We start from the raw sequence: 17,242 nt of genomic DNA on the forward strand, positions 1-17,242 counted from the left end.
AACCTCGTCCCAGCTGATGCTGGAGACGGGGTATCAACATATCTGGCGTTGATTTTTGGCACGCTGTTGAGTTCTCAAGGAACGGACGCTTCCTTCGTACTCACCCTCTCGGGCTTTCCTCCGGGCGCTTCCCTTCGGTGTTTCCGACTCTATCAGATCTTTTTCCGATCCGATTTCCTCGGTGCTTTCCAGGTTTCCGCTCTCGCGTTTCCCTTTCCGGCGGTTCCGACTTTATCAGAAGTTTTGAGCCGGTCTGACCGGCCTTCATTTCCGATTTATCGGGAATGGCTTCTCCATGTTCGATCTTGTCGACATGCACAGAAGCAGATAGATGCTCACTGTCACCCTCGTGGACCCTGTCCATCTCCGGGCAACTGTTTGAATCTACCTCCCCACCCGACCCGTGTCAACGGCTCCGGTGCGGCGAAGAGGAGACTAGCAGCTCGGCGGGCTCAAACGCACATCAGGCGGCGGTCGGCACGGTCGCGCTTCGCTCGGTTGGCTCCACGTCCCCTGTGCCGCCGGCCCGCGCCGCTCGACCGCCGAGGACATAGACGTAGGCCAGGAAGGCCAGCTCGGCGACGATCCCGATGCCTATGCGGGCCCAGGTGGGCAGGCCCGACGGCGTGACGAAGCCTTCGATGGCTCCGGAGACGAGGAGAACGAGGGCGAGACCGATCGCCATGCCCACCGCGGCCCGGCCTTCTTCGGCGAGAGCGGTGCGGCGGGAGCGGGGGCCGGGGTCGATGACCGTCCAGCCGAGGCGCAGTCCCGCACCGGCGGCGACGAAGACCGCGGTCAGTTCGAGCAGACCATGAGGGAGGACGAGACCGAGAAAGGTGTCGAGACGGCCGGCCGAGGACATCAGGCCGATGCCCACACCGAGGTTGAGCATGTTCTCGAAGAGGATCCACAGAACCGGCAGCCCCAGGAAGACGCCCAGGACCAGGCACATCGCGGCGGCCTTCGCGTTGTTCGTCCAGACCTGGGCGGCGAAGGCGGCCGCGGGGTGGCTGGAGTAATAGGTCTCGTACTCGCCGCCGGGACGGGTGAGTTGCCGCAGCTCGTCGGGCGCCGCGATCGCGGCCTGCACCTCGGGGTGCGTACTGATCCACCACCCCAGGAGCGCCGCGACGACGGTGGATGCCAGCGCGGCGGGAACCCACCAGTGGCGGGCTCGGTAGACCGCCGCGGGGAAACCCTCCAGCAGGAAGCGGGTGACATCCCGCCACGAGGCGCGGCGGGTTCCCGTCACGGCACTGCGCGCGCCTGCCACGAGCTGGCTGAGCCGGCCCGTCAGCTGCGGGTCGGGGGCGCTGGACTGGATCAGGGAGAGGTGGGTGGCGGTGCGCTGGTAGAGGGCGACGAGCTCGTCGGCCTCCGTGCCGTTGAGCCTGCGCCTGCGGCGGAGCAGGGTGTCGAGGCGGTCCCATTCCGCTCGGTGGGCGGAGACGAAGACGTCCAGGTCCATCGTGCCTGCCTGCTCCTCGGCTGGTTGTTCGACAACTCGTCGGCTGTGTCAGCTTGTCCTACTGCGGCGCGGTCGCCCTCAGCTTGGCAGACTGGCCGGTCTCGGGGCAGGCCAGGGGAAGGACGACGGGCATGAGTGAGCTGGTGACGGGTGAGGCCGTGGCGCTGGAGGTGCGCCCGGCGAGGCTGCCCAGCAGGGCAATGGCGGTGCTGCTCGACCTCGTCGTGACGGTGACGGTCTACATGGTCGTGTCCTTCGCCCTCCTCGCGGCCACGGCTTCTCTGGACGAGGCGGCGCAGATCGCGGTGTCGATCGCGGCGTTCCTGCTCGTGCTGGTCGGGGGGCCGATAGCCGTGGAGACACTCAGCCACGGCCGGTCCCTCGGAAAGTTGGCCTGCGGGCTGCGGGTGGTCCGGGACGACGGTGGGCCGATCCGGTTCCGGCACGCGCTGGTGCGTGGCGCGATCGGTGTGGTCGAGATTCTGATGACCTTCGGGGTCGTCGCCTGTGTCGCCTCCCTGGTGTCGGCGCGGGGGCGCCGGCTGGGTGACGTGTTCGCGGGCACCCTGGTCGTGCGGGAGCGGGTGCCGGCCGGGCAGGCGACCGCCGTGCCTCCGCCGCCGCCCTGGCTGGCGGGGCGTTTCTCGGAACTCGATCTGTCAGCGGTGCCCGACGGGCTCTGGCTGGCGGTCCGGCAGTACCTGACGCGGATGCAGTACCTGGATCCGCAGGTCGCCTGGAACATGTCCGAGCGGCTCGCCGCCGATCTCGCCGCCAGTACCGGGACTCCGGCACCGCGCGAGATTCCGCCGGCCATGTATCTGGCGGCGTTGCTGCAGGAGCGGCAGGCGCGTGAGGCCCGGCGCACGTTCGGCGGCGGCTCCGGGGCCGGTGCGTCCGCAGCGGGGGGCGGGGTCCCGGTCGCCGGGTTCGGTGCGGCGCCGGGTGCTCCCGGCTTCCCGCCGCCGCAACCGCCGGTGTACGGCGCGCCGCAGTGGCAGGCGTACGGCGCGGGCGAGCATGCGGGCGCTCCCGTGTCCGCCGCGGCCTCACCCGCCGCGTCTCAGGACACCCCTTCCTGGGGCGCCCCGACCGCGGATCTCCCGTCGCAGCACGCCGCTCCCGAGGACACGCCGCGGACCGAGCGTCCCGGCACCGGGTTCGTGCCGCCGGCCTGACGCGTCGGCCGGTCCGGACCGTTCGGATCTTCCCGGCCGCTTCGCCCCGCGGGCTCAGGAGCCGAAGACCGACGGGGGCGACTGGAGGTCGTCGAGCTCGATGCCTGGGGCTGCCAGCACCACGTCCCCGGCGATGTGCACGGTGTGCTGCTCGCCCGTGTCCAGGGCTGTGACCTGGTATTCGTCCACGGTCAGGGGGCCGTTGTCAGTGGCGTGTGCTTCTCTTTCCAGCAGAGCCCAGGACTGGTCCACGGTGCGGGGGGCGAGGACCGGATCCGTGAAGGCGACGAGGCGGACGCGGGTCGCGGAGGAAGAGGGGGTGAGGCGCAGGAGACGGGCGGTGGCGACGAGGAACGCGGGCGATGTGCCGGTGAAGGTGTGGGCGCGCGCAGTGCCTTCGGTGGCATGGATGCCGGTGGGGTCGGTGCGGACCCAGGTGACGCCGTCGAGGGCGGCACCGCGCACCTGCCAGCTTCCCGCGTGGAGTTCGAGGCGGAGGGGACGGCCGAGGTCGTCCAGGGCCAGGTCGACGGAGCCGAGATGAGTGCCCGAGGGGGAGGTCACCTGCGACACGTAGCGCCAGCCGGAGGGGCCGGGGGCGCACTGGAAGTGCTCTTCTGCGAGGGGGGTGTGATCGTGCGGATCGTGGAGCGAATAACGGCCGCGGGGCATGGGGGTCCTGGGGTGTGACGGGGCGGTCCGGCCGCCCCGGTGCTTCGGGGCAGGCGGGCGGCGTGACGACCGCCGGTCCGGTCGAAACGGCCGGTCCGGTCCATCCGGTCCAAAGGGGCAGGCCCCCGACACGGGGGTGCGGGGGCCTGCCTCGGAGGACCTGGCTGAGACGCGGGGTGCGGCTCGGCGGTGGCGGTCAGTAGCGGTAGTGGTCCGACTTGTACGGGCCGTCGACCTCCACGCCGATGTACGCGGCCTGCTCGGGGCGCAGCGTGGTGAGCTTGACGCCGAGGGCGTCCAGGTGGAGGCGGGCGACCTTCTCGTCGAGGTGCTTGGGCAGCACGTAGACGCCGGTCGGGTACTCGTCGGGCTTGGTGAACAGCTCGATCTGGGCCAGGGTCTGGTCCGCGAAGGAGTTGGACATCACGAACGACGGGTGGCCGGTGGCGTTGCCCAGGTTCAGGAGGCGGCCCTCGGACAGCACGATGATCTTCTTGCCGTCGGGGAAGGTCCAGGTGTGGACCTGCGGCTTGACCTCGTCCTTGACGATGCCGGGGATCTTGGCGAGGCCGGCCATGTCGATCTCGTTGTCGAAGTGGCCGATGTTGCCGACGATGGCCTGGTGCTTCATCTTCGCCATGTCGGAGGCGAGGATGATGTCCTTGTTGCCGGTGGTGGTGACGAAGATGTCGGCCGTCTCGACGACCTCGTCCAGCGTGGTGACCTGGTAGCCGTCCATCGCCGCCTGGAGGGCGCAGATCGGGTCGATCTCGGTGACGATCACGCGGGCGCCCTGGCCGCGCAGGGACTCCGCGCAGCCCTTGCCCACGTCGCCGTAGCCGCACACGACCGCGGTCTTGCCGCCGATCAGGACGTCGGTGGCGCGGTTGATCCCGTCGACCAGGGAGTGCCGGCAGCCGTACTTGTTGTCGAACTTCGACTTGGTGACGGCGTCGTTGACGTTGATCGCCGGGAACAGGAGGGTGCCCTCGCGCTGCATCTCGTACAGGCGGTGCACACCGGTGGTGGTCTCCTCGGTGACGCCCCGGATCTCGGAGGCCAGCTGGGTCCACTTCTGGGGGTTCTCGCCCAGGGTGCGGTTCAGCAGCTCCAGGATGACGCGGTGTTCGTCGGACTCGGCGGTGTCGGGCGAGGGGACCTTGCCGTCCTTCTCGTACTCGACGCCGTTGTGGACCAGCAGCGTGGCGTCACCGCCGTCGTCCAGGATCATGTTCGGGCCGCCGGTGGGGCTGTCCGGCCAGGTCAGCGCCTGCTCGGTGCACCACCAGTACTCCTGGAGGGTCTCGCCCTTCCAGGCGAAGACCGGGACGCCCTGCGGGTTGTCGGGGGTGCCGTCGGGGCCGACGGCGATGGCGGCGGCCGCGTGGTCCTGGGTGGAGAAGATGTTGCAGGACGCCCAGCGGACCCGGGCGCCGAGGGCCGTCAGGGTCTCGATCAGGACGGCGGTCTGCACGGTCATGTGCAGGGAGCCGGTGATGCGGGCGCCCTTGAGCGGCTGCCTCTCGGCGTACTCCGCACGGATGGCCATCAGGCCCGGCATCTCGTGCTCGGCGAGGGAGATCTCCTTACGGCCGAACTCGGCCAGGGACAGGTCGGCGACCTTGAAGTCCTGTCGGTTCTCGACAGTCGTCATGGGGTGCTGCTCCTCGGGGTTGGGGCGAGGTGGGTACGGCTGATCTGCGCGGCGGCGGACACAGGGGTGCCCGAAGAAGGACACAGGCATGTCCGCGTGCGCGCAGCGCAGTCCGTCGGAGGCCCTCTCTCCCTCGGCCGGCCCCTGCTCGGGCCGCCCGACCGCCATCAGCAGCGACGTCTGGCTCCGTCCCAAGCTACACCGCGAAGCAAGGCGGCCCACAGTCCACGTCCGGACACTCGGGGCCTTTCGCGGACCTCGTGATCGTCGCCGGGCCGGCCTGGATCAGTGACCGGTGGGGTGCGGGGCGGGGCCGCCCGGGGTGGCCTCGCGGTCGGGGCCCTTGGCGGCCTCGGCCTCACTGTAGATGTCCGGTTCCAGGTAGATGACGCGGGCGATGGGGACGGCGGCGCGGATGCGGGCCTCGGCCGCGTCGATGGCGGCGGCGACCTCGGCTGCCGTGTCGTCGTGCCGGACGGCGATCTTGGCGGCGATGAGCAGTTCCTCGGGGCCGAGGTGGAGCGTGCGCATGTGGATGACGCCGGTGACGGTGTCGCCGTCGACCATGGCGGTCTCGATCTGCCGGACCACGTCGGTGCCAGCGGCCTCGCCGAGCAGCAGGGACTTGGTCTCGGCGGCCAGGACGAGGGCGATCAGTACGAGCAGGGCGCCGATGCAGACCGTGCCGATGCCGTCCCAGATCCCGTCGCCGGTGAGCAGGGAGAGACCCACACCGCCGAGGGCGAGGACGAGACCGATCAGCGCGCCGAAGTCCTCCAGGAGCACGACCGGCAGTTCGGGTGCCTTGGCGCGGCGGATGAACTGTGGCCAGGACAGCTTGCCGCGCAGTTGGTCGGCCTCCTTGAGGGCCGTGCGGAAGGAGAAGCCCTCGGCGGCGATCGCGAAGAGGAGGACGCCCACCGGCCAGTACCAGTGCTCCAGTTCGTGCGGGTGGCTGATCTTCTCGACGCCCTCGTAGATGGCGAACATGCCGCCGACGGAGAACAGGACGATGGAGACGAGGAAGGCGTAGACGTAGCGCTCGCGGCCGTAGCCGAAGGGGTGCTGCGGGGTCGCCTCGCGCTGGGCCCGCTTGCCGCCGATCAGCAGCAGGAACTGGTTGCCGGAGTCGGCGAGGGAGTGCACGCCCTCGGCGAGCATCGACGAGGAGCCGCTGAAGGCGAACGCCACGAACTTGGCTGCCGCGATGGCGAGGTTGGCGCCGAGTGCCGCCATGATCGCCCTGGTACCGCCTGACGCGCTCATCTGTTCGCGTTGTCCCTTCGCCGTTGTACGCCGTCGCGGCCGTGACCCGTCCTCGGCCGGTGGGTCATTGTGGCAGCCGGTCCGGCGACGGTACGAGGGCGGCGGCCTCCCGGGCCGCCGCCCGCACGGTCATGCGACGACGGTGGCCCGGAACAGGGTGCCGGTGCCGGAGGCCCCGGTCTTCTGGCCGGCCGGGACGAACACGGACTGTCCCGGGGTCAGTTGCTGCTCGCCGGCCCGGACGGAGCCGGCCGTGCAGAGCAGGATCTGCGGGGTGCCGAGGGTGAGGTCGACGTCGGTGGCGCCCTCGGGCAGGACGTAGCGGGACAGGCGGAACTCGTCGACGGGGGTGTCGTAGACCTCCTCGCCGTCGGGGCCGGGCTCCGGGGACAGGATGCCGGGGTCGCGCGCCTCGAAGCGGACGATGCGCAGGAGTTCGGGGACGTCGACGTGCTTGGGGGTCAGGCCGCAGCGCAGGACGTTGTCGGAGTTGGCCATGATCTCCACGCCCAGGCCGTCGAGGTAGGCGTGCGGGATACCGGCGCCGAGGAAGACCGCCTCGCCCGGCTTGAGGCGGAAGTGGTTGAGGAGCATCGCGGCCAGCACGCCCGGGTCGCCCGGGTAGTGGCGGGCGATGCCGGCGTAGGGGGCGTGGTCGCCGCCGAGGCGGGCGCAGGCGGCCGCGGCCTCGGTGACCGTCGCGGCCATCTCCTCGCGGTCGGCGGTGAGGAGGGCGGTGAGGACCTCGCGCAGGGCGGCTTCCTCGGGGCGGGTGCGCAGCACCTCGATGTACGGCTTGAGGGAGTCGACGCCCAGGGCTTCGAGCAGGTCGGCGGCCCGGTTCGGCGCGCGGAAGCCGCACAGGCCGTCGAACTCGGTGAGCGCGCAGACCAGTTCGGGCTTGTGGTTGGCGTCCTTGTAGTTGCGGTGCGGGGCGTCGGCGGGGACGCCTCGGCGCTCCTCGTCGGCGTATCCCTCCTTGGCCTGCTCCAGGTCGGGGTGGACCTGGAGGGAGAGCGGGGCGCCGGCGGCGAGGATCTTCAGCAGGAAGGGCAGACGCGGGCCGAACTTCGCGACCGTCCTGGCGCCGAGTTCCTCCTCGGGGCCGGCCTCGATGACGTCGGAGAGGGTGCCGCGCGCGGTGCGCGAGGGTGCGCCCGGGTGGGCCCCCATCCACAGCTCCGCCTGGGGTTCGCCGCTCGGTTCGACACCCAGCAGGTGCGGGATGGCGGTGGTGGAACCCCAGGCGTAGGGGCGGATCGTGTTGTCGAGGCGGTCCATGCGCTTCTCTCTGCGGTTCTGGGCTGTTCTCGGCTGTTCTCAAGGACAGATCAGGTGCCGGAGGCGAGCGCCAGGTAAACGGCGGTGAAATCCGTGACGGCGATCAGTTCCGCGAGGGTCTCGATCTCGTCGCCGGGGTCCGGCTCCAGTTCGCTGATCGGCGTGTCGTGGCTGAGGGCCAGGTCCCGGGCGGCCGGGGCGGCGGTCAGGCCGCCCAGCGGGCGGTCGCGCAGCAGCACCACGCGCGCGTGCAGGGCGGGCCGTTCCTCGACACGGTCGCGGAAGAAGTCGTCCGGGTCGGCGCTGGCGGCCAGCGGACCGGCGAGCAGCGCGGTGTGCGCGGCGAGGGCCTCGGGCAGTTCGGCGACGATCGCGGGGATGCCGGACAGTTCGGCGAGTCCGGCGGCGAAGCGGCGGCCCGCGGGTCCCGCGGAGGCGCCCTCGGTCCAGATGACCGGCAGCGCGTCGGCGAGTTCGGCGGCGAGGGTCTTGGCCGGGTTGCTGTAGGTGACGATGGCGGGTCCGCAGCGCTCGGCGATGTGGTCCAGCCGGTCGGCGACCTTCTCCAAGGCGTCCGGCGGGGCCGTGAGCAGGCCGACGCGGTCCAGGAGGGCCAGCAGCGGGGTGAGCAGCGCCCACAGGACGCCCGGCGCGGATCCGGCGAGGGGTTCGTCGTGGTCGTAGGGGGCCGTGGCCATGGGGATGAACAGGCCGCGGGCGCCTTCGAGGGCCGCGGCGAGCGGGGTACCGGCCGGGGCCACGGCGACGACCGTGCAACCGCGCCGGTAGGCCTGCTCGGCGAGCAGGGACAGGCTCGGTTCGGTGCCGTCCGGGGTGGCGATCAGCAGCAGGTCGACGGAGCCGGCCCAGCCGGGCAGCTCCCAGCGCAGGGCGCCGGCGGCGGAGGCCACGCCCGTGGGCGCCAGCCGGGTCACGGGGCTGCCGGCGCCGGCGAGCGTGCCGAGCAGGTCGGCCGCCTGGGTGGCGGCGGCTCCGGGGCCGGCGATCAGGACGGCGCGGGGACGGCCGTCGGGCCTGAGGCCGGCCACGCCGGCCTCGACGGCGTTCCGGGCGGCGGTCCGGACGCGGGCGCCGGCCTCGGCGGCACCGCGGAGCAGTCCGCGGCGGTCCGCCTCGGCGAGCCCCTCCGGGGCGTCGAGCAGCGATTCGTCGAGCATGGGCGGCAGCCTCCCGATCGGGCACCGAGCGCCTGGGTCGTCTTCGTGCGGGCAGCGGAAGTCGTCCGGACGAGGCGGTGGGCCTCCTCCGGACCGGCCGGTGTCACGCCGGGCGGCGGGCCTCGTCGACGAGCAGGACGGGGATGCCGTCGCGGACGGGGTACGCCAGACCGCAGTCCTGCCCGGTACAGACCAGCTCGGTTTCCTGCTCCTTGAGGGGGGCGTGGCAGGCCGGGCAGGCGAGGATCTCCAGGAGGCCGGCTTCGAGCGGCATGGGGTTTCCCTTCGGGCGGGCGGGATGGACGCGTCGGTTGCGGTCGTACGGACGTGCCTGGTCAGGGTACCGCCGGTGGCGGCGGCGTGGCGGGGGCGGGCCGGGGCCCTCATGCCGTGGCGCCGCCGCCACCGGGGCGGACGGTCTCTCAGCCCCGGATGATCGCCAGGGCCTCGTCGCGCACCTTGGCCATCGTCGGCTCGTCGCGGGCCTCGGCGTTCAGCCGCAGCAGCGGTTCGGTGTTGGACGGGCGGACGTTGAACCACCAGTCGGCGGCGCTGACCGTGAGGCCGTCGAGTTCGTCGAGGGTGACGTCCGCGCGGCCTTCGTAGGCCGACCTGATGGCGGCGAGGCGGGCGGTCTGGTCGGCGACCGTGGAGTTGATCTCGCCGGAACCGGCGTAGCGGTCGTACTGGGCGACGAGGGCGGACAGCGGGCCGTCCTGGCCGCCGAGGGCCGCGAGGACGTGCAGGGCGGCGAGCATGCCGGTGTCGGCGTTCCAGAAGTCCTTGAAGTAGTAGTGCGCGGAGTGCTCGCCGCCGAAGATCGCGCCGGTCCTCGCCATCTCGGCCTTGATGAAGGAGTGGCCCACGCGGGTGCGGGCGGGCGTGCCGCCGTTCTCCTCCACCACCTCCGGGACCGACCAGGAGGTGATGAGGTTGTGGATGATCACGCCCTTGCCGCCGTTCTTCGCCAGTTCGCGGGCGGCGACCAGCGCGGTGATCGCGGACGGCGAGACCGGCTCGCCGCGCTCGTCGATCACGAAGCAGCGGTCGGCGTCGCCGTCGAAGGCGATGCCGAGGTCGGCGCCCTCGGCGCGGACCCGCTTCTGAAGGTCGACGAGGTTGGCCGGGTCGAGGGGGTTGGCCTCGTGATTGGGGAAGGTGCCGTCCAGTTCGAAGTACATCGGGACGAGGTCGACGGGCAGCCCGTCGAAGACGGTCGGGACGGTGTGGCCGCCCATGCCGTTGCCCGCGTCGACGACGACCTTCAGGGGGCGCAGGGAGTCCAGGTCAACGAGGGAGCGCAGGTACGCGGCGTAGTCGTGCAGCGTGTCGCGCCGGCTGATCGTCCCCCGCCGGTCGGCCGGTTCCGGGGCACCCGAGACGAGCCACCGCTCGACCAGTTCGCGGATCTCCGCCAGTCCTGAGTCCTGGCCGACGGGGGCCGCGCCCGCGCGGCACATCTTGATGCCGTTGTACTCGGCCGGGTTGTGCGAGGCCGTGAACATCGCGCCGGGCAGGTCCAGGGCGCCGGAGGCGTAGTACAGCTGGTCCGTGGAGCACAGCCCGATGCCGGTGACGTCGGCGCCGTGACGGGCGGCGCCGCGGGCGAAGGCGCGGGCCAGGCCGGGCGAGGAGGGCCTCATGTCGTGGCCGGTCACGAGGGCCTCGGCGCCGGTCACCTGGGCGAAGGCGGCGCCGAAGAGCTCGGCCAGCGACTCGTCCCACTGGTCCGGGACCACCCCGCGTACGTCGTACGCCTTCACGATCTGCGACAGATCAGCAGCCACGGCCAGCCCTTCTGAGGTCCTATCGGTCACCACAAACTACCGCCGGTGTGCGAACACCGGGCGGCGAAGGCGCGGGGCGCGGGTGACGGAAGGAGTGCGCGGCCGACGGAGTCAGTTGTCGGGCGAGCGGAGCACGCGCAGGTGGCCGCGGCGGGCGACCTCCATCGGATCCGCGGAACGCGCTCCGCCACCGGCCTCGGCCGCCCGTTCCTGGGGCCTGGCGGCCTCGCGCACGGCGTTGGCAAGCGCTTCCAGATCGTCGCCGCTGGGCCGCGCGGGAGCCGAGCCGTCGAGGAGCCTGACGACCTCCCAGCCACGCGGGGCGGTGAGGCGCTCGGAGTGTTCGGCGCACAGGTCGTAGCAGTGGGGTTCGGCGTAGGTGGCGAGCGGGCCGAGGACGGCGGTCGAGTCGGCGTAGACGTACGTCAGCGTCGCTACGGCGGGACGGCCGCAAGCGGTGCGCGAACAGCGACGTACAAGGCTCACGACGTTGGACGGTACCGCACTCTTGAGCGGGCCGCGACGACTCTCCACCAGGTCACTCCACCGTGTCGCGGCGTGAAACGTCCCGGAAGCGCCTTCTGTCACACTTCCCTGACCTGCGCGAACGCGGCCTGACGGGACCTCGGGCGCGTCGGATCCGGTCACGACCGGGTACAAAATCAGTCAATTACCTTGATATTGACGGTCCCGTAGAGATATGGAATCGAGCCCCAGCTTGGCTGAAATGCTCACCGTGGCAGTGGCCGTGACACGGCGTCCGGCCTGGTGTCCGGGACGGCGCGCGATGTCCGGGACGGCGCGTGGAGCCGGGCGCGCGCGGACGCCGGGGACTACCCTTCAGCAGTGATGGACAACCGTGTACCGCCCCGTGCCGCCGGCCCCGGGCCCCGACGACGTGATCGCCACGGCCGGGGCATGCGCGGCCCGATCGCCCCGCCGCAGGTGCCTCTTGCCGCGAGCCGCGCCGAGGTGTTCGCGGATCTGGTGCAGGACTCCGTGGACCGTCTTGAGCGGCGCTGGCCGCAACTGGCCGACATCGACTTCTTCGTGGTGGAGGTGCCCCGGCTGGACGGGCCGGGGCAGGGGTGGAGCGACGAGGCGGTGCCGCTCGGGGGCACGGTCGCGTCGCGGGAGGGCCGACGCGCGCGCGTGGTGGTCTACCGGCGGCCGGTGGAGATCCGCACCAAGGGCCGCGACGAGCGGGCCGCCCTGGTGCACGAGGTCGTGGTCGAGCAGGTGGCCGAGCTGCTGGGGCTCACCCCGGAGACGGTCGACCCCCGGTACGGCGAGGACTGACCGCCCCGCCGCGACGAGGAGCGCCCCTGCCCGCCGGGGGCCGCCCGGCTCACTTCTGCAGCACCGACAGGTCCTGCTCCGCGTGCGGCACCGCGACCATCCCCCGGTCGTCCGGCAGCGTCTGGATCGTGAAGGCGGAGCTGCCCTCCCGCGACGTCGTGAGGGTGCGCGCCCCGTAGACCGGGCCGCCGGAGACCCGCTCCACCGTGACCGCGTAGGTCCCCTTCAGACCGGACGGCACCGGCGGGACGATGTCCTGGGTCGTCCCCTCCTTGATGGTGTAGGTCTTCGACACGGCCGTGCCACCGCCGCTGCCCGCCGACGCGGTGACCTTGACCTCCGCGGTGGCGGTGGGAGCCGTCAGCGACAGCGTCGAGCCCTTGGCGCTGTTGTCCGGCGAGGTCGCCCGGGTCACGACCGGTCCGGTCGCCGGGATGAACGCCGTCTCCTGCCGGTCGCCCTTGCCCCGCAGGATCCGCAGCGCCGCGACCACGGGCACCGACCGCGAGGTCGGGGTCAGCACCAGCGAGCCCGCCTCCTCGCGCGTGACCTCGCCGAGCTCGACGACGGTCGTCGTCCCGCCCTTGAGGTGGACCGTCTCGTGCCCCGCGGGCGTGATCAGCCCGGACGGGGAGGCGAGGCGCACCGTCAGGTCGGCGTCGGAGTCGGCGGGCGTGAAGGCGACCAGCCGTACGTCCGTGGCGTCCTTGGGGATGCCCGGGAGCACCAGGCTGCCCGCCGGGTCGGCGGACGCCGCCAGCCAGTCCCCGCCCAGACTGTTGTCGAGGGACTGCACCGCCGCCCCGACCCGGCCGCTGCGCACGCTCACGTGCACGGTGAGGTCCTGCTGCGGGGAGTCGGCGAGCGTGGAGAGCAGGACCGGCTCGCTGGAGTGCGGCGGAACGGTGATGCCCTCGCCGGCGGGCGACTTCACGACGCCCTCCGTGCCGTAGAGCTGGATGTCGACGACGGCCGGGGAGTCGTCCGGGTTGGTGAGGTGGATGTAGTCGGACCGGGTGGCGGCCGTGCTGGTGCCGGGGAACCAGAACTGGGTGTCCGGCGCGGTGCAGGTCACGCCCAGGAGACCGCGGCCGGCGCCCACGGCGACCTCGGTGGTCTGCTGCACCGTCCAGCCGGGTGCGAACTTGCCCTCGGCCGTGCCGATCAGCGCGGTCCCGTCCCCGCCCGAGGTGTCGTGAGTGACGGGGGTGCCGGGCTCCTTGGGCTCCAGGACGGACTTGGCGGTCTTGTTCTTTCCGCCGTCCTTGGTCCCGCCCGTGGAGCCGCCCTTGGCCGTGCCCTTCCCGCCGCCGGTGTCCGACGACTCGGTGGCGGGCAGCAACTGGGCCCTGCCCGTGCCGCCGGTGCCCGTGGTCACGGGGGTGAAGGACGTGTACGCGGTGTCGGCTATGTCCGAGGTGCTCGGCGCCGGGCACACCAGGGTGGTGCGCTCGACCGGCAGTTGCGCGGCGCCCGTGGCGGTGCCGGCGCCGGTGGCCTCCGGTGTCTCCAGCGCGGCGAATCCGGTGACGGCGGCGAGCGCGGTCACGCCGGCGATCAGGGACAGGGTCGTGCGGTTCACTGCTGGCTCCCGTCGGGGCGCTCATTGCCGTTGCCGTGCGGGTGGTGCTGAGCCGGGTCGTACGGCTCCTCGTATCCCTGCTGGTACGTCGTCTGGTCATAGGGCGCCGCCGGCGTCTGGCCGCCGTAGCCGTACGGGTCGTACGGGGCGCCCTGGTACGGGTCGGCCTGGTAGGCCTGGTCGTAGCCGCCCGCCGGGTACTGCTGGGGCTGGGCGCCCTGGTACTGGCCGTCGTTCTGGTACTGGCTCTCGTCCTGGTACTGGTTGTCGCCGTAGGCGGCGTACTCGGCCGTGGTTCCCGCGTAGGCGCTGGTGTCCCACTCGTCGTAGGCCTGCTGGTGCGGGACGGCGGCGGCCTCGTCCGGGGCGGCAGGCGGCACGGTGCCCGGTTCCGGCGCGAACTCCGGCTGTCCGGGCTCCTGCTGCCGGGCCTCCTCCGGCCCGAACCCCTCGTGACCGGCCTCGTCCTGTCCGGCCTCCTCGGCCTCGGCCTGGGCCCGGAGCCTGCGGGCGCGGCGGCCCTCTCCGGTGACGGCCTCGGCGGGAACGATCTCCTCCTCGGGCAGGTCGTCGTCGACGTCACGGCGCCGGCCGGGCAGGGCGAGCACGACGAGGACGACGCCGAGGGCACCCTGGGCCCACAGCCAGGCGGTGTGGGCGAACGGGTCGTCGAAGGTGACGTCCAGCTTGCCGCCGGACGCGGGGAGCTGGAAGCCCTGGGCCCAGCCGTCGACGGTGGTGCGGGTGAGCGGCTTGCCGTCCAGGGTGGCCGTCCAGCCCGCGTCGGCGGAGTCGGCCAGGCGCAGCACGCGGCCCTCGGCCCCGGACGGGATGGTGGTGTGGATCTCGACGGGGCCCGCGGCGACGGGCTCGGCGGTGCCCGAGCCCGAGGCGGACACGACGGCGGCGCGCGAGACCTCCTGGTTCACCCGCCACAGGGCGCTGCCGTCCTGCTGGCTGAGCCGGGTGAGGCCGGGCGTGGCGTCCAGGACGCGGCTGACGTCGCGGGGCGCGCCCTTGTGGACCAGGACGTAGCGCACGGCGTAGCCGCCGAGCTGCCCTGCCTGGTCGGCGCCGGAGCCGGCGACCAGGTTGGCGACGACCTTGTCCAACTGCTTGTTCGCGCCGTTCACCGCCGCGAGTTCGGCGTCGCCCATGCGGGCGCCCGAGCCGCGTACGAGCATGTAGCCGACGTGGGCGGGCGAGTCGCTGTCGAGGACCAGGGTGCGGGCCTGGTCGCGGGTGGCGCTCTCCTCGGCGACGAACGCGGGCACCTGCACGGGGTCGCGCCGCTCCACCGGACCGTCGGCGCCGCCGATCATCCAGCCGACGGCGACGAGCAGGGGTCCGGCGGCCGAGGCGAAGGCGATCAGCGCGGCGACCGGCTGGCGCCAGCCGAAGCTCTGCTCGGCCACGCGGGCGCGTGCCCCGTCGGCGCCGACCGCGGCGGCGGCGAGGAGGGCGAGGCCGTAGACGAGGGTGGCCGGGCCGGCCCAGGTGGAGCCGTTGGACAGCACGGCGAAGACGAGCGCCACCAGGGCGACCGCCCAGGCCGTCCAGACAGCGAACTGGCGCTCGGAGCGCAGCAGGGCGGCCAGCGCGGCCAGGACGATGCCGATGAGCATCAGCCCGTGCATCGTGCCGGGTCCGCCGGGGCCGGCGCCGAGCAGGTCGAGCGCGGAGGCGGCCGAGGCGCCGTACTCCATTCCGGCCTCGTGGAAGAAGCCGAACGGCAGCAGCGACAGCGACCAGGGCGCGAGGACCAGCAGCGGGGTGCCCAACTGGGCCAGGAAGCGCAGCCCGTGAGCCACGATGTCGTCGCGGCGGACGACCAGCACGGCGAGGCCGAGCAGCAGCGCGATGGGCCACACGATCGGCGTGAACGCGGTGGTGATGGTCAGCAGCAGGGCGTACGCCCAGGTGGCGCGCCAACTGCCGCGGGAACCGGGGAACTTGGCAAGGCCGGCGGCCGCGACACCCGCGCGGGCGATCAGCGGCAGCAGCACGGCCAGCACGGCGGTGCCGATGCGGCCGCCGGCCAGCGCGCCGGTGATGGCGGGCAGGAAGGCGTAGGCGACGGCGGCCCAGGCGCGCAGCAGACGGGAGGGGACCAGCGGGCGGGAGGCGAAGTACGCCGTGAACCCGGCCAGGGGCACCGAGCCGACCAGCAGGACGGTGACCGCGAGTCCGGTCGAGCCGAGCAGCAGGGACGCGAGCGTCGCGACCATCGCCAGGTACGGCGGCGCGGACGGGGTGCCGCCGGCGCCCACCGGGTGCCAGGAGTCGAGGTAGCGCGACCACAGTTCGGCGGAGTCGGCGGGTGCGGGCAGCAGGGCGCCGCCCGAGAGCGCGCCGCCGCCGAGCAGGTCGCGGCAGGCGGCCAGGGAGACGAGCAGCAGCACCAGGAAGAGCACCGGGCCGGGTTTGCGGGCGATGCGCTTGAGGCGGGCGAACTGCTCGACCTCCAGGAAGTCGGCGTCGTCGCCGCCGGGCCCCGACTCGATCGCTCCGCCGTGCCGGCCGGCCGAGGACGCCTCGGCGTCGGAGCCGCCCACGAGGTTGCCGGCCACCTGTTCCACCGTGGCGCGGATGGTGGCGCCCGGCGGCGGGAGCAGCGCACGCAGCTCGCCCTTGTCGATCTGCGGCCTGCCGCGTCTGCCGCGGCCCGCGATGATCCGCTCGGGCCGGAGCAGGACGCTCATCAGGCCGCGGATCTCGTCCACCGCCTGTCCCGGCACCTTGCCGACGAGGTAGGCGACGGTGCGCAGCAGGGTGCCAAGGACGAGCCGCAGCAGGACCCAGGGCAGCGCCGCCGTACGGACGTTGACGAGTAGGGTGTAGACGGCGCCGGCCTTGTCGACCTTGTGCGGGGAGGCGGCGGTGCGGCCGGCGCAGTCGACGGTGCGGCGCTCCCGGGAGGACGCCTCGGCGTGCCGTACGACGGCCTCGGGGGCGATCAGGACGCGGTGGCCGGCGGAGAGGGCACGCCAGCACAGGTCGACGTCATCGCGCATAAGGGGGAGCCTGCGGTCGAACCCGCCCAGTTCCTCGAAGATGTCACGCCGGATCAGCATTCCGGCGGTGGACACCGACAGCACGGGCCGTACGTGGTCGTGCTGGCCCTGGTCCTGCTCTCGCCGGTCGAGTCCGGTCCAACGGCGTCCGGAGTTGGCGATGCTGACGCCCACTTCGAGGAGCTGCCTGCGGTCGTACCAGCCGCGCAGCTTGGGGCCGACGACGGCCACGTCGTCGCGGCCGAGTTCGTACTCGTTGTCCACGACGCGCAGCAGCTCGGCCAGGGCGTCGGGCTCGGGGGCACAGTCGTCGTGCAGCAGCCACAGCCACTGCACCGGCTCCCCGTGGGGCAGTTCGGGCAGGTCGTAGGCGTCGTCGCGCCAGGTGCGCGTGACGGGGTCCCAGCTGCTGGGGCGCTTGAGGTACGGCAGGTCGTCCGGGGTGAGGACCGGGGCGCTGTGGACGGCCTCCTCGACGGCTTGTCCGAAACCGGTGCGCCGGGCGAGGTGCACGACGCGGTCGGGGCCGAGGGCGTCGGTGACCACCTGGGCGGACGCGTCCCCGCTGCCGGTGTCGGCGGCCACGGCGTACTGGACGGGGCGCTCCTGGCCGAGCAGGCCGGCGAGCGCGTCGGGCAGCCAGCGGGCGCCGTCGTGGGAGACGAGCACGGCGGTGACGACGTGGCGCGGGTACTCCGGTGTGCCGGTCTGGTCGGACACCGTGGCGCGCGCGGGGTCGGGCGCTGGGGCAGCGCCGTCGTAGTGGGCTGCCGTATGGCTGTGCACGGACATCGAGATACGGGCCCCGGTTCGGTGGTCTGCGGTGGACGCCCGCGCCCGCTGGGGGCAGGGGGGCGTGT

13 protein-coding genes are annotated in these 17,242 nt (G+C 72.6%); 2 read left to right on the plus strand and 11 right to left on the minus strand.

Annotated features, from left to right (window positions below; all coding sequences use genetic code 11):
* Positions 1 to 463 precede the first annotated feature (463 nt).
* Positions 464 to 1,471 carry a stage II sporulation protein M gene (locus tag ACIP4X_RS03630; protein ID WP_358734784.1) on the minus strand — a complete coding sequence of 336 codons (1,008 nt, stop codon included), beginning with the start codon at positions 1,469 to 1,471 and terminating at the stop codon, positions 464 to 466.
* Between the two features lie 131 nt (positions 1,472 to 1,602).
* On the opposite strand from ACIP4X_RS03630, the gene ACIP4X_RS03635 reads away from it, so the two are divergent.
* Positions 1,603 to 2,649, plus strand: a complete 1,047-nt coding sequence (locus tag ACIP4X_RS03635; protein ID WP_358734786.1) for an RDD family protein — start codon at positions 1,603 to 1,605, stop codon at positions 2,647 to 2,649.
* A gap of 54 nt (positions 2,650 to 2,703) precedes the next feature.
* On the opposite strand, the gene ACIP4X_RS03640 is transcribed toward ACIP4X_RS03635, so the two are convergent.
* The 8 genes from ACIP4X_RS03640 to ACIP4X_RS03675 form a co-directional block, all read right to left on the minus strand.
* Positions 2,704 to 3,321 carry a hypothetical protein gene (locus ACIP4X_RS03640; protein WP_358734787.1) on the minus strand — a complete coding sequence of 206 codons (618 nt, stop codon included), beginning with the start codon at positions 3,319 to 3,321 and terminating at the stop codon, positions 2,704 to 2,706.
* A 196-nt stretch (positions 3,322 to 3,517) separates the two neighbouring features.
* Positions 3,518 to 4,975: an adenosylhomocysteinase gene (ahcY, locus tag ACIP4X_RS03645; protein ID WP_358734789.1), complete on the minus strand. Its 1,458-nt coding sequence runs from the start codon at positions 4,973 to 4,975 to the stop codon at positions 3,518 to 3,520.
* A gap of 285 nt (positions 4,976 to 5,260) precedes the next feature.
* Entirely contained in the window at positions 5,261 to 6,241 is a 981-nt protein-coding gene (locus ACIP4X_RS03650) for a cation diffusion facilitator family transporter (RefSeq protein WP_358734791.1), read from the minus strand.
* A 129-nt stretch (positions 6,242 to 6,370) separates the two neighbouring features.
* Positions 6,371 to 7,522 carry a mannose-6-phosphate isomerase, class I gene (gene manA, locus ACIP4X_RS03655; protein WP_401346457.1) on the minus strand — a complete coding sequence of 384 codons (1,152 nt, stop codon included), beginning with the start codon at positions 7,520 to 7,522 and terminating at the stop codon, positions 6,371 to 6,373.
* A gap of 50 nt (positions 7,523 to 7,572) precedes the next feature.
* On the minus strand, positions 7,573 to 8,700 hold the full coding sequence (locus ACIP4X_RS03660) for an SIS domain-containing protein (protein ID WP_358734795.1): 1,128 nt from the start codon (positions 8,698 to 8,700) through the stop codon (positions 7,573 to 7,575).
* 103 nt (positions 8,701 to 8,803) lie between these two features.
* Entirely contained in the window at positions 8,804 to 8,974 is a 171-nt protein-coding gene (locus ACIP4X_RS03665) for a Trm112 family protein (protein WP_079103719.1), read from the minus strand.
* Positions 8,975 to 9,122: 148 nt separating this feature from the next.
* Entirely contained in the window at positions 9,123 to 10,487 is a 1,365-nt protein-coding gene (locus tag ACIP4X_RS03670) for a phosphomannomutase/phosphoglucomutase (RefSeq protein WP_401346461.1), read from the minus strand.
* A gap of 111 nt (positions 10,488 to 10,598) precedes the next feature.
* Positions 10,599 to 11,021, minus strand: coding sequence for a DUF3499 domain-containing protein (locus tag ACIP4X_RS03675; RefSeq protein WP_358734799.1), 423 nt, complete (start codon positions 11,019 to 11,021; stop codon positions 10,599 to 10,601).
* A 315-nt stretch (positions 11,022 to 11,336) separates the two neighbouring features.
* On the opposite strand from ACIP4X_RS03675, the gene ACIP4X_RS03680 reads away from it, so the two are divergent.
* A complete protein-coding gene (locus ACIP4X_RS03680; protein WP_358734955.1) occupies positions 11,337 to 11,786 on the plus strand; it encodes a metallopeptidase family protein in 450 nt (149 codons plus the stop codon).
* A 49-nt stretch (positions 11,787 to 11,835) separates the two neighbouring features.
* Here ACIP4X_RS03680 and ACIP4X_RS03685 read toward each other — a convergent pair whose 3' ends face one another.
* Both ACIP4X_RS03685 and ACIP4X_RS03690 read right to left on the minus strand, forming a co-directional pair.
* Entirely contained in the window at positions 11,836 to 13,368 is a 1,533-nt protein-coding gene (locus ACIP4X_RS03685; RefSeq protein WP_401346464.1) for a DUF5719 family protein, read from the minus strand.
* The gene (locus ACIP4X_RS03690) at positions 13,365 to 17,174 is read right to left on the minus strand and encodes a glycosyltransferase (protein WP_358734803.1); all 3,810 of its coding nucleotides are present in this window, start codon (positions 17,172 to 17,174) and stop codon (positions 13,365 to 13,367) included. The genes ACIP4X_RS03685 and ACIP4X_RS03690 overlap by 4 nt, the downstream gene beginning before the upstream one ends.
* Between the last annotated feature and the right edge of the window lie 68 nt (positions 17,175 to 17,242).

The sequence above is a fragment of the Streptomyces sp. NPDC088817 genome (genome assembly GCF_044750345.1).
Lineage (GTDB): Bacteria > Actinomycetota > Actinomycetes > Streptomycetales > Streptomycetaceae > Streptomyces.